A 12,944-nucleotide genomic window follows, 5' to 3' on the forward strand; every position below is an offset into this window, starting at 1 on the left:
CTAGTGGCTCCTGTCTTTTGTCGTTGTGGGACAAGGTCATGATTTGCATAAAATATGGGTAAAATTAATAGAAAGAGTGTAAAAGGAGAAATCATTTAATGGGGTATTATGATCAGGATTATATAAACCAAAGGCAGCAAAGAAAGCAAGGGAACCGAGGCAGTTGGTTTCTTTCAGCATTAGTCGGTGCTGTTATTGGGGCACTTCTTGTAATAGCTCTATTACCGGCCTTATCCAAGTATCATTTACTTCCAAATGACGAAAATGCAACTCCTGAAGAGGTTAATGGACTTGATGAGGTAGAGGAAAAAGCACCAGCAACAGGAGAAAGTGTTCAACAAAATATCAACGTGAACGTGACTACTGAGATTACCAGTGCGGTCAATAAGGTAAGTGAGGCTGTTGTAGGAATTGTCAATTTACAACAAACTAATTTCTGGACAGAGGAATCAATGACAGCGGGAACAGGCTCTGGGGTAATCTATAAAAAAGGAGACGGTAAGGCCTTTATCGTCACAAACCATCATGTAATTGAAGGCGCTTCGGATATAGAGGTGAGTCTTAGTGATGGGACAAGGGTGAAGGGAAGAGTACTCGGAAGTGATATTTGGACGGACTTAGCAGTAATTGAGATTGACGGAAACCATATCAAAAAGATAGCTCAATTTGGAAACTCCGATAACATTAACCTTGGTGAACCTGTTATTGCTATTGGAAACCCGTTGGGACTTGAGTTTTCGGGGTCGGTCACACAAGGAATTATCTCAGGCTTAAATCGAACAATTCCAGTCGATATTAATCAGGATGGAGTCCCTGATTGGAATGCCGATGTCATGCAAACAGATGCTGCAATTAATCCAGGAAATAGTGGAGGAGCTCTGGTTAACATTAAAGGAGAAGTAATTGGTATTAATTCAATGAAAATCGCACAGGAAGCCGTTGAAGGGATTGGTCTTTCGATTCCGATTACGAGTGCAAAGCCGATTATTGAGGACCTTGAAGTGTGTGGTGAGGTTAATCGTCCTTTTTTAGGAGTAGGGCAATTAAAGAGTTTAAGTGAAATTTCCTCCTATCATCGCATGCAGACCTTGCATTTACCAAATGACGTAACAGAGGGAGTAGCAGTTTTAGAAGTGCTACGAAATACACCAGCATCTCAAGCGGGATTAAGGGAGCTTGATGTGATCGTAGAACTAGATGGTGAAAAAATCACCTCACTAATAGATTTGCGAAAACATTTATATAATGAAAAATCAGTGGGTGACACAATGGAGGTCACATTTTACCGCGGCGGTGAAAAACAAAAGGCGACAGTACGATTGGCAAGAGAAACAATGTAGGCTCTAGAAAACAGGGGAATGAAACTTCCCCTGTTTTTTGTGGATAAGATTATATGCTAAAATGGGTAAGATAAAACATGTGGATAAGAAAAAATAAGATAAAGTTATACCCATAATCCGCAGGCGGATGTGGGTAAGTTTGATGGAGGAAGAAAAAATGATTAAATGTTGTGGAGAACATATTGAATTAGCATTGGACATAGTGGTTGATGAACATGAGGTAGCGCCGATTATGACGAAAATTGAAGACGAAAACTTATCAACATCCTGTGAATTTTGTCAAAATAAGGCGGTATATGTTGTAGGGAACTAATATTCCCATACAAGATGTGGATAGAAAATGTGGATATGTGGATAACTTCTGTGGATAGTGTGTTTGTAAAATGTGAACGAAGTGGGGATAAGTGTGAACATCACAATCGTAACAATTGGAAAGTTAAAAGAGAAATATTTGATCCAGGGGATCAACGAATACTTAAAACGATTAACAGCCTATGCCAAGGTTGATATGATTGAACTTGCGGATGAAAAGGCACCGGAAAATTTGAGTGAATCTGAAATGGTGCAGGTGAAACAAAAAGAGGGAGAGCGAATACTTTCAAAAATATCGGATGACACACATGTCATTGCATTAGCAATTGAAGGAAAGATGAAATCATCCGAACAGCTGGCTGCCGATCTTGAAAACCTAGCAACATATGGAAAAAGCAAAATTGCCTTTGTTATCGGTGGCTCTCTAGGCTTAAGCAAAGACGTAATGAAGCGAGCAAATGATACATTGTCTTTTTCAAAGATGACCTTCCCGCATCAATTAATGAGATTGATATTAGTAGAGCAGGTGTATCGGGCATTTCGGATTATTAGGAATGAACCGTATCATAAGTAAATGAGGTACTTAAAAGCTATAGGGGATTAATTGGATAGTATTATTTTTTCAGTAAGGGAAGAGAGTGAAGGGCATGTCTATTTAGAGATGCATAGCCCTCCTATCTGCAAATCAATTTATAATTCTATATAAGTTAATAGATACCATCCAAGGAAACTGATTTTATTAAAATTTATAACTTTACTCATTTCTTCAAAAGCTTATTTCTCCAGCTAATATGGAATCAATAAGTTTAGAGTGATGTGGTTCTTTTTCAAGATAAAGGCAAACCCGAGCTAATGCTATGGGTAGATACTCTTTTTCTTTTGTTTCTAATGGTCCATAACCTTTTAGAAAATGTCTGGAGAGTTTTTCTATTTCTTCAATAGGGCCCAATTTATAGATATAATAGAGCGCAGTAGCAACATCATGGATTCTTTCCCCGCGCTGAATTTTATCTAAGTCTATTACACCGATGATTTCACCATTTTTTGTATATAGCTGATTCCAAAAGTGCCAATCACAATGGATAATGGAATGTGGTAATTCCTTCAGATTTCTGGCGTTTAACCGTTTTAACACTGCATCAAATTTTTTAGTAATCATGGCTTTTTGCTCTAGAGTCATAATATTAGTGATATCCGTTATTCTTCTTAATAGAGATTCTAATGAAGGGTAAGTAGAGTAGCTGGACGGAGGCCCATCATTATTGTTTTGTAATGTATCATGAAATTTTCTTAAAATGGTACCGCTATGAAAAATCTGTTCTTTCATAAATTTAAAGGGGAATGAATTGATAAATGGAGTAACTTGTACAATCCGTTGCTTGATTTGGCTGTAGCATTGGCCAGTTGTTTTATTTATGATAGGTGCAGGAACTTTAATACCAGCATTATTTAAACTATAAATTGTGTCTTGAATAAAGTTTATCCGCTTATCCGTAAATGGGTTATAAAATTGTTTTATTACATAACTCCCCTTGGTTGTAGTAATTTTTCTTGTTAAGTTCCAAGTTGAGCTAAGCATCGCAGGAGCATTTACTAACTTACCAATATCATGATCCTGACAAAGCTGCTTTAAATCACTTACAGTTATATCTTCAAATAGAATCTTATCTTTCTTGTTGCTACCTGACATCCTCATATCTCCTCACTTTTTTTGGCGAATAATAATGACCTGGTAACCAATCTAAAAATAAAATCATAAGAAAGAACCTCCTTGTTTTGGATTCAGTACATTACCATTAAATATAATATTTATCTAAACGTGTAATAGTAACGGTTTTTGAACTATTAATAAATGAATATAATAATTATTTAATGCATTCCGCTTCAACTCTAAATAAACCATTATGACTATAGAAAACCTAAACCAGTTTAACCCTAAATCTGAAATGTAAAGGATAAAATTCAAGAGATAAACCCTCATTTAGATGCAGAAGGGAGAACCGTATCATAAGTAGTCGTAAAGTTAGAGAGTTCCCTCAATTTACCACTAAAACTTTTATCATAAAGAAAACACATTGAATGGGGGTATTCAATGTGTTTTTTAGTAGCTTCTGAAATTTTTTATTTAGGCTTAACAGCTATAAATTCATCAATCGTTTCAGGGGTGTGCTTACCATCTTTTCCTTGGAAAAGGTCGATATTAACGGTTACATCCATACATCCAAGATACATTCCGTTTTCATCACGTACTGCCATGAACTTTTGGTAAACTTGGCCGGTTTCTTCACCAGATCGTTTTGGAAACCAAAATTCCCATTCGTCACGTGCTCCTGAACGGAAATCATTCAGCAACTTTTCAACGTGATGGGCCATTCTTGGATGTAGTTCAAGTACATGACGACCAATTGCTTCTTTACGACGGCCATGGACACGGTTGGGATTATTTGAATACCAGCGGAAAATATCGTTAGCATCGCAAAAACCCATTTCAAATGGTAACAGATTAATAATTGAATCCAAGGTGCTTGCTTTAATTGCACCAGTTTCAAAATTAATGACAGCTTCAGGACTAATTAATTCAGCCAATTTTTCAGCAGACATTTAAAAACCTCCTATATATAATCTCCGTTTATGAGAAGAATAAAATAGTATAAAAGTTAGTGAGAAAAAATCGGCCATTTCTGGGTGGCTGATTATTATCTAATTTCATTAATAATGATAGCATTAAAAATGAGAACGAATTGTGATTTATCTCACAAGATTGTTATTGATGATTATTTGCATTTGAGGGACTGACCATTTTCATTAAGAAAAGGATTTGGCCAAGGAAAACAACTACCTTGACGTTGATCATTTTTTTAAATCGTTAGTGAAAGTTGGATGTGTCAGGATAAAGGGAAGAAATGAGGACTTTCCATAATACTCAAGGAGAGCACAACTGTATGTATAGTGAGGTCAGAAATATGTTGCTCCCTACGTATATCTCCCTTAGTACATCTTTCTTGGAAAGAGCACTAGGGGGTTCATTTAATATGAGAATGTCCATTTAGTAAAAGGATTAATCTACTGATCATTCTACTTAAACTGGACATTCCATAGTTTTACCATTCTTTTGGCTCATAGTTTAATTCTCTAAATAACTGAGTTCGTTCTTTCTTAGATAAATCTCGCCATTGTCCAGGAGGAAGGTTACCTAAGTGAATATTCATGATTCGGGTTCTTTGCAATCGGTAAACATCGTATCCTAATTCCGCGCACATGCGCCGTATTTGACGGTTTAGCCCCTGTGTTAAAATAATCTGAAAATCAAACTTTGATAATTGAACAACTTCACAAGGAAGTGTTTTTGTATCCAATATTTTGACACCCTCAGACATCTTCTTCAAGAATTCAGGAGTAATTGGCTTGTCTACTGAAACGATATATTCCTTTTCATGTTTATTTTCAGAACGCAGAATTTCGTTAACAATGTCGCCATCGTTCGTAAGAAGTATTAAGCCCTCTGAATCTTTATCCAACCGTCCAATGTTAAATATTCTTAATGGATGGTTGACTAAATCAACGATATTACCCTTAACTCCCTTTTCTGTTGTGCTAGTAATGCCTACAGGTTTATTTAAGGCGATATAGACATTATTCCTTGCTACTCGAATGGGGTTTCCATCCACTCGAACGTCATCCCCAGGCTCAACCTGGCTACCTATAGTTGCACGCTTACCATTAATGGTAACTCTCCCATCGGTAATTAATTTATCAGCACCTCTTCTAGACGCTTTTCCAGATTCACTTATATATTTATTAATACGCATGTTAACACAACCTTATCAGAGGATTGTTTTATTAGATACTAACTATACTTTATTTTAAGGGTGAATGACAAACTCTTATTTGGGTCTAAAGTAATTGTTTTAAAATACTTTATTTTTTGAAAAATCAGTATTTACACATCTCTTTTTAATCAATAAAATAAAATAGATTGAGGGCCATTAATTGATTATAGAATGGGAGATGTCGGATGAAGAAATTCTTTAAAATTATTTTAATTAGCTTGATTTCGATTTTATTTATTGCAACTGTACTGCTTTTATTACTAGGACGTGATAGTCATAAGGACCTAAGTGGAACTCTGCCTGAACAGTTAGACCAATATCTTTTAAAACAAGATTTCCAGGGAGTTGTTTTAGTTTCAAAAGAAAATGAGGAAGTATTCAAAAAGGGATACGGAATGGCAGCGCCAGATATTCCTAATACCCCAAGTACTCACTATCAAATTGCATCTTTATCTAAAACGTTTACCGCTATTGCAATTATGCAATTAGTTGAGAAGCAATTGTTATTAATTGATGAACCAATTCGTACATATTTCCCAGAATACCCTAAAGCAGATCTAATCACAGTTGGTCAACTGCTTAGTCATAGTTCAGGAATTCCAGATTACCTTAGACCAGAGTTTGAATTTGACTATAGTAAAGAATGGAAACCAGAGGACATTGTAAAAGTTACAGAAGATGCTGAGTTACTATTTCCCCCAGGAGAAAGTTTTCATTATAGTAATACAGGTTATGTGATGTTAGGGATGATTATTGAGAAGGTCAGCGGATTAACCTATGCAGATTATATTGAAGAGCATATCTTTAAACCAAGTGGAATGGTGAATTCCATGTTTTCTTTAAAAGAAGGCATCCCAGCAGCAGTGGGGCATGTTGAGGGTGAAGAAGGACCATTAATGAATAACACAGCTGCATTTGCGGCGGGCGATATTATCTCAACAGTTGAGGACCTAGCTCTTTTTGATCAGGCTATCCGAAATCACGTGCTTATTTCTGCTGAATCAGATGATTTGATGGGAACTACTCAATCTAAGAAGTTTCCATATCAATATGGTTACGGCTGGTATACTCAGAATGTAATGGGCCTTGATGCTGTAGGACACTCTGGTGGATATCCAAGTGGTTTCCGTCACTACGTTACCCGTTTAATAGACGAGGGGATTACGGTTATTGTGTTAAGCAATGAAATGACCATTAATTCAAAAACAATTAATCGGAACCTTACTTCGATTATGTTGCAGGAACCAATTTGGATATGGGAAAAAATATTTTAAAGTAATCTACCTTTAAAACATAAAATTTGCCCCTTCTTACTGAGAAGGGGCATTCTCCTTCTTTACATGCCACCATTACCATAGTTTAGTTGCCAGTGGATTCCGAATCTATCGGTTACTTGACCATAGAGCTTGCTCCAGAATGTTTCTTGGAGTTCCATGCCAACTGTCCCACCATCTTTTAATTGTTCATACCAAGATTTCAAATCATCCATATTTTCACTAAGTAATGCAAGTGTAACGTTATTCCCTTCAACAAAGGGTTGTCCGGGGAAGTTATCTGAAAACATAACGTTGCTTCCAGCGATGTTGAGTCGTGTATGCATCACTAAGTTTTTTGCTTCTTCTGGTAATGGGTAGTCTGGACTTTGTGGTGTTTCACCAAATGTCATAATTTGTGGTGTTTCTGTTTTAAACACTTTCGTGTAAAACTCGACTGCTTCTCGACAATTGCCATTAAAAATAAGATAAACATCTACCGCCATTTTCTCACTTCTCCTTATGCTGATAATATATACAATTTCTAGTCTATCCGGTTAGTTCAAGAATAGCCAACCCTTAATAAAATCTTTACCAAAATTAAATTAAGAGTTTAGACAAATGAACAAAATCTAATATAAAAACAGTTCTACTAAAAAGACGGAAAAACAGGCCAATAGGGCGACGTTCACTAGGCTTGCCCCTCTGTAGGCGAAGAGAATTGCTACAATAAAACCAATTAGGGCAGACCATGGTGATGCTGTGGCATCTAAAATAGCCGGAAAAATCATCACGGCCAATGTTACAAAAGGGACATAGTATAAAAACGATCGGATAAAAATATTTTTAATTTCTTTTCTGATAATTGTAAGTGGCAGTACCCGAATGAGATATGTTACAGCTGCCATCACCAAGATATAAAAAATAACATTATCCATTCTCATCCTCCTTTACCGGAAAGCAAAAAGCTGCGATACCTGCAATCAAAATTGTTAAGATAATAATTTTCAAACCAGAGGAGATAGACTCCAACAATGGCAACTTAGCAAATATCAGACTGAATACCATCGAAATGACAATTAACCCAGATAGGATTTTATTCCCTTTTGCAGCAGGGATAATGACAGCAAGTAACATTCCGAATAGGGCAATACTTAATGCACTAATCAATCTTGGTGGTAAAATGTTTCCAGAAATAACTCCAAACAGTGTACCTAGTGCCCATCCTGGCACAGCAGCACTCATCACACCATAAGCATAATACGGACTTAACTTTCCAGGAACCGCAACGGAGACTCCAAATACTTCATCCGTAATTCCATATGACATAATGAATCGGTGGAAAAGGGACATATTTGAATCAATCTTTTGGGATAAAGCAAAGGACATTAAAAAATATCGGGAGTTGATAATTAATTGTGTGACAGCAATTTCGATGACTGTTGCGGCACTAGCAATAAGAGTAAGCCCCGCGAACTGTCCAGCCGATGTTAAATTAGTCACGGACATCAATAATGCTTCAAATGGATTTAGCCCGGCTTGTTTGGCGAGAATGCCAAAGGTAAACGAAACCGCAAAGTAACCCATTGCAATGGGAAACCCGTTCTTTAGTCCACTTCTCCATTCGCCTATATTTGTTTTCATTTGTTCTTTTTCTCTCCTCCAATTCTACCGCGGAGAAAGATAATTTTAATTGAAACATGATTTTCTTCGTTTATCGTTTGTTTTTTTGATGTTTTCCGTTTAATTCGGTTATGCAACTATTTCTATTTTTCTATAATTTTCTTATTATAACAGTTATTTTAGAATAAATGAATCTAGTATTGTTGCTAAATCAATAGAGAAAAGAAACAGGTTATTGATATTATTTTAAGATATAAAATTAACCCCTTCTATCCGAGAAGGGGCCTTCCTTATGTCTTTCAATGAATTTCCAATAGGGATGTAGAATTGCTACATTTCTTTACCTTTTAGGGCAGGAGGGTAATTAACGACTACGTTTTCGGGCTTTGTTACTTTCTTCTTATTTACTAAGTGAAGTGCTAGGGCTGTAAAGACAAATCCTCCAATAAAGTTACCAATTGTAACGGGAATTTGGTTCCATACCCACCAATCACCTAGTGTAATATCAGCACCCATGAGAATCGCTGTTGGAATAACAAACATATTTACAACAGCATGCTCAAAACCTTGGGCGAAAAATAAAAAGACCGGTAACCACATGGCAGCAATTTTTCCAATGGTTGAACTAGAAACGAATGCCATAAAGGCTCCTAATGTTACCATCCAATTGCATAAGATGGCTTTTGTTATAACAACGATAAAACCATCTCCACCAATGCTTTTATATGTAAGGGTCTTTCCCTCTGCGACAGCTATCATCTTATCAATCATGGCTCCTTGAGTGATATGCCCGAGTTTTGTAGTAACTATATAAAATAAAACGCCATATAATAGACTTCCTAATAGATTTCCGAGAAAAGCCCAGAAAAAGTTATAGATGACATTTTTGCTTGCGGTAAGATCTCTAATTCTAGCAAGCGTGAGCATCGCGAAATTACCTGTCACAAGCTCAAGACTTAATAATAATACGAGTACAAATCCAACTGGAAAGACAAAAGCTCCAACAATACTTAGGTTCGTTTCGATTGTGGCAGTAAAGGCGAGTGTTGTTGCAAAGCCGAGAAAGGCTCCTGAAAGTATCCCTTTAATCAAAATGTCACTTATTTTTAGGGTGGATTTATAGGCACCTGCATGTGCAACATCCTCTATTAACTGAGTTGGTTTAACATAATCCAAGGTCATTGCCTCCATTTACTTTTGTATGTAGCTCTTTTATTGTACTGAGTAGGATTTTAGCAACGCAATGATTATTTACAAAAACTTACATTTAACTATATGCATGCTAAATATGGTAAACACGGAGGGAATATTGTATATGCTGGAGGTTAGTGAAAAAGTGAGCATGTATAATAAGAAAGGCCCTGCAAAACATAAATTTATATGTTTTGCAGGGCCTTGTGTGATAAAACTGAGATTCATAGATTTTTATCAGTCTAAAATCGTTACCTTTACTTGTTGGACACCATAATTAATTGCATCTTGTTTGGAAGGAATAAAGATATCAATCTTGTTTCCTTTAATCGCTCCACCAGTGTCTCCGGCAATTGCTTCGCCATAGCCTTCTACATGAACTTTGCTACCAAGTGGAATGACAGATGGGTCAACTGAAATCACCTTTGCATCTGGATTTTCCAATAGGTTAATACCAGTAGATGTAATACCTGAGCATCCTTCACATGTAGCGGTGTAAGCTGTAGCTGTTACGGTTATTTCCTTCTGACTTGTACTACTACTCGTTGATGCTGCTTGTTTTGTTGCTGAGCTTTCTTTTGGTTTTTCAGGAGCGGGTGCTACAGGTGCACTTTCTTTTGGCTTTTCTGTAGTCGCTGCAGGTGAAACAGGAGTGCTCTTATTTGTGTCTTTATCAGATGTAACTATGCTTGTAGTTTCTTTTGTTGTTTCTTCAACTGACTGTACCGGTTTATCTGCAACAGCTGTTGCAACTGTTCTTGCACCTTCAAAGAGTACTAGATTTAACCCAGGATGGATAAGATCACTATGTAATTGGTTCCATTCTTTTATTTGCGAAACTTTTACCTGATGATCAATGGCGATGTCCCATAAAGTGTCGCCTTTCTTAACCGTATATTGTTTTTCTGGTGCAATAAATAGTTCATCGCCAGGGTGAATAAGGTCTGTCGAAAGGTTATTCAACATTTTAGTATTTTTAACTGATGTATTTTGTGCACGTGATAGATCCCAAAGGGTATCTCCTTTTTGTACTGTAATCATTGAAGCTTGTACATTAGCACTTACTGTTACTGAGAGTACAGTACCTGTTAAGATTGCTACCATTTTTTTAAGCATTTTTTTACCCTCCATATTCTTTAGTTGCTAATTTTCAATAATCGTATCATAGATATTCTGTAGAAAAAGAACAGGGAGGTGTTAATTTGGTTTCATCTGTGGCAATTATATTGCAAGAATATTTCTAGCGTACTAGTGGTTGAAATATTTGGTTTATCCAGATTGTAAGGAATTCTTCTATTATTTTAGTATAGGAAACAAGTACCGGTTAATATGATATATAGTAAAATTTAACAGTGAAGAACAGCTTATTCTACTAATATAGAGAAGTTTGTAAGTGAAATGAGTATATTGTTGTAAAAATAAACAAAATGTCGATTATTGTCTACTTGACAAGACTGTTAGAACAGTATAGAATCTGATAAAGAACAAGTAGTGATGCGATACGCAACATTTCTTGGTTGGTCAATTTTCTTTAGATAAAACTTTAATAAATGTGTTGCAATTTTACCTATATATAGGACTATTACTCTAGTGGTTTATGCCACTTATTTTTATCGTCCATATGTAAGCACTTGCAGTTCCTTCTTGGGGATGGATAGTAAATGCTAGTGAATTGTACACAATATTATTGAAATCATTGTTCCTTATATAGAAAGTTTTATTTACAAGATCATCTATTGATTAGCTCAAGTGTAATAGTCCTATTTGTGCCGATGTAAAAAAATGTAACCGTATACTTGAAAATGAGAAATATAGTAAGCGGTAATAATCGGTATGTTCTAACAGACCTTTACAAAAATGAAAGCTGGTATCTCATCCATTATTTCAATTCAAATAAAAACACTCTTCAAATTAAGGGGGAAATAATTAAATGGAACCGTCAGGCATCCAAATGGTTTCCGGGCTTATACTCGGGGTAATCGTATTAATCTTACTTGTATTAAAAACAAAAATTCACGCATTTCTAGCACTCATAATAGGAGCTTCAATCGCTGGACTTGTTGGAGGAATGGTTCCTGGTGAAGTTGCTGGAGCTATCTCAGCAGGATTCGGGAGTACATTAGCTTCAGTAGGTATTGTAATTGGATTAGGTGTTATGATGGGCCGTATTCTTGAAATAACAGGTGCTGCCGAAACATTAGCCTATTCATTAATTAAATTTGTTGGTAAGAAAAAAGAAGAGTGGGCAATGGCAATAGCTGGTTATATCATTTCTATCCCAATTTTTGTTGACTCAGCCTTTGTTATTTTAAACCCATTAGTAAAAACTCTTTCAAGAAAAACAGGAAAGTCAGTTATAGCTATTGGTGTTTCTTTAGCAGCTGGACTTGTTATTACACATTCGATTGTACCTCCAACACCGGGTCCACTAGGGGTTGCTGGAATTTTTGGAGTAGACATCGGTCTTATGATTGGATTAGGTCTAGCTTTTGGTATTCCTCTTATCATTGTAGGAGTTTTATATGCGAAATGGCTTGGTAAGAAGATTTATCAACTTCCAAGTGATGAATCAGAATCTGGATATGTTAGACCTGAAAAAGAAATGACTTACCCAGAGTTATTGGAAATTGTAAATGAAAGATCAAAAGAACTTCCATCATTTGCAAGATCGTTCTTACCAATCTTAATTCCGATTATCCTTATTTTTATCAATACAACATTATCAGCTTTAGAATTAACAGAAGGTATTTATGGAATCTTTACTTTCTTAGGTACACCAATCATAGCGGTTGCACTTGGTTTAATCACAGCTATTTATGCATTAGCAGGAAAACTAGGCCGTAATACAACGCTTGAAGAAATGGAAAAAGGTATTCAAGATGCTGGTATTATCTTACTAGTAACAGGTGCAGGTGGTGCGCTAGGAAACGTATTGCGTACAAGTGGTACAGGGGATTACATTGCTCAACAAATAGCAGACCTACCGCTACCAGCAGTTCTAATTCCTTTCTTTGTAGCTAGTATGGTTCGTTTAGTTCAAGGTAGTGGAACAGTAGCGATGATAACTGCAGCGTCCATCTCAGCGCCAATTTTAGCTCAATTAGATGTGAACATGGCACTTGCTGCTCAAGCTGCTGCATTAGGATCACTTATTTTCTCATACTTTAATGATAGCTTCTTCTGGGTAGTAAACCGTATGCTTGGTATTAAAAATGTAAAAGAGCAAATCATGGTTTGGTCAATCCCAACGACTCTTATGTGGTTCACAGGATTAATTCTTATTTTAATTGCTAACATGTTTATCTAAGTTCATAAAGTAAAGAACCGAAAAAGAGCTCAATTACAGGGCTCTTTTTCTTTACTATATACACAGACGAGGAATTATATTGGATTGC

Annotated in this window: 13 protein-coding genes; 5 read left to right on the top strand and 8 right to left on the bottom strand. The window is 36.2% G+C overall.

Annotated features, from left to right (window positions below):
- The first annotated feature begins 98 nt into the window (after positions 1 to 98).
- The 3 genes from CKJ95_RS00225 to rlmH all read left to right on the top strand — a co-directional run bounded on the left by CKJ95_RS00225 (position 99) and on the right by rlmH (position 2,226).
- Complete coding sequence (locus CKJ95_RS00225; RefSeq protein ID WP_099351403.1) at positions 99 to 1,340, top strand: S1C family serine protease; 1,242 nt, start codon at positions 99 to 101, stop codon at positions 1,338 to 1,340.
- Between the two features lie 157 nt (positions 1,341 to 1,497).
- Positions 1,498 to 1,653 (top strand): CxxH/CxxC protein, encoded by a 156-nt coding sequence (locus CKJ95_RS00230; protein WP_099351404.1) that lies wholly within the window; start codon positions 1,498 to 1,500, stop codon positions 1,651 to 1,653.
- Positions 1,654 to 1,746: 93 nt separating this feature from the next.
- Positions 1,747 to 2,226 carry a 23S rRNA (pseudouridine(1915)-N(3))-methyltransferase RlmH gene (gene rlmH / locus CKJ95_RS00235; protein WP_099351405.1) on the top strand — a complete coding sequence of 160 codons (480 nt, stop codon included), beginning with the start codon at positions 1,747 to 1,749 and terminating at the stop codon, positions 2,224 to 2,226.
- Between the two features lie 192 nt (positions 2,227 to 2,418).
- On the opposite strand, the gene CKJ95_RS00240 is transcribed toward rlmH, so the two are convergent.
- From CKJ95_RS00240 to rluF, 3 genes are all read right to left on the bottom strand, one after another.
- On the bottom strand, positions 2,419 to 3,342 hold the full coding sequence (locus tag CKJ95_RS00240; RefSeq protein WP_180271374.1) for a phosphotransferase: 924 nt from the start codon (positions 3,340 to 3,342) through the stop codon (positions 2,419 to 2,421).
- 431 nt (positions 3,343 to 3,773) lie between these two features.
- Entirely contained in the window at positions 3,774 to 4,253 is a 480-nt protein-coding gene (locus tag CKJ95_RS00245; protein ID WP_099351407.1) for a PAS domain-containing protein, read from the bottom strand.
- Between the two features lie 500 nt (positions 4,254 to 4,753).
- The gene (gene rluF / locus CKJ95_RS00250; RefSeq protein ID WP_099351408.1) at positions 4,754 to 5,461 is read right to left on the bottom strand and encodes a 23S rRNA pseudouridine(2604) synthase RluF; all 708 of its coding nucleotides are present in this window, start codon (positions 5,459 to 5,461) and stop codon (positions 4,754 to 4,756) included.
- Positions 5,462 to 5,667: 206 nt separating this feature from the next.
- On the opposite strand from rluF, the gene CKJ95_RS00255 reads away from it, so the two are divergent.
- Entirely contained in the window at positions 5,668 to 6,756 is a 1,089-nt protein-coding gene (locus tag CKJ95_RS00255) for a serine hydrolase domain-containing protein (protein ID WP_099351409.1), read from the top strand.
- A 62-nt stretch (positions 6,757 to 6,818) separates the two neighbouring features.
- Here the strand turns inward: CKJ95_RS00255 and CKJ95_RS00260 are convergent, their stop codons facing one another.
- The 5 genes from CKJ95_RS00260 to CKJ95_RS00280 all read right to left on the bottom strand — a co-directional run bounded on the left by CKJ95_RS00260 (position 6,819) and on the right by CKJ95_RS00280 (position 10,665).
- The gene (locus CKJ95_RS00260; RefSeq protein WP_099351410.1) at positions 6,819 to 7,241 is read right to left on the bottom strand and encodes a VOC family protein; all 423 of its coding nucleotides are present in this window, start codon (positions 7,239 to 7,241) and stop codon (positions 6,819 to 6,821) included.
- A 126-nt stretch (positions 7,242 to 7,367) separates the two neighbouring features.
- A complete protein-coding gene (locus CKJ95_RS00265; protein WP_257215689.1) occupies positions 7,368 to 7,673 on the bottom strand; it encodes an AzlD domain-containing protein in 306 nt (101 codons plus the stop codon).
- Positions 7,666 to 8,379 (bottom strand): AzlC family ABC transporter permease, encoded by a 714-nt coding sequence (locus tag CKJ95_RS00270; RefSeq protein WP_099351412.1) that lies wholly within the window; start codon positions 8,377 to 8,379, stop codon positions 7,666 to 7,668. The genes CKJ95_RS00265 and CKJ95_RS00270 overlap by 8 nt, the downstream gene beginning before the upstream one ends.
- A gap of 309 nt (positions 8,380 to 8,688) precedes the next feature.
- A complete protein-coding gene (locus CKJ95_RS00275) occupies positions 8,689 to 9,534 on the bottom strand; it encodes a formate/nitrite transporter family protein (RefSeq protein ID WP_099351413.1) in 846 nt (281 codons plus the stop codon).
- A gap of 252 nt (positions 9,535 to 9,786) precedes the next feature.
- Positions 9,787 to 10,665: a 3D domain-containing protein gene (locus CKJ95_RS00280; RefSeq protein ID WP_099351414.1), complete on the bottom strand. Its 879-nt coding sequence runs from the start codon at positions 10,663 to 10,665 to the stop codon at positions 9,787 to 9,789.
- A gap of 814 nt (positions 10,666 to 11,479) precedes the next feature.
- Between CKJ95_RS00280 and CKJ95_RS00285 the strand changes: the two genes are divergently transcribed.
- Positions 11,480 to 12,856 (top strand): GntP family permease, encoded by a 1,377-nt coding sequence (locus CKJ95_RS00285; RefSeq protein WP_099351415.1) that lies wholly within the window; start codon positions 11,480 to 11,482, stop codon positions 12,854 to 12,856.
- Positions 12,857 to 12,944: the final 88 nt, after the last annotated feature.

The sequence above is a fragment of the Fredinandcohnia onubensis genome (assembly GCF_002734285.1).
GTDB lineage: Bacteria > Bacillota > Bacilli > Bacillales > Bacillaceae_L > Ferdinandcohnia > Ferdinandcohnia onubensis_A.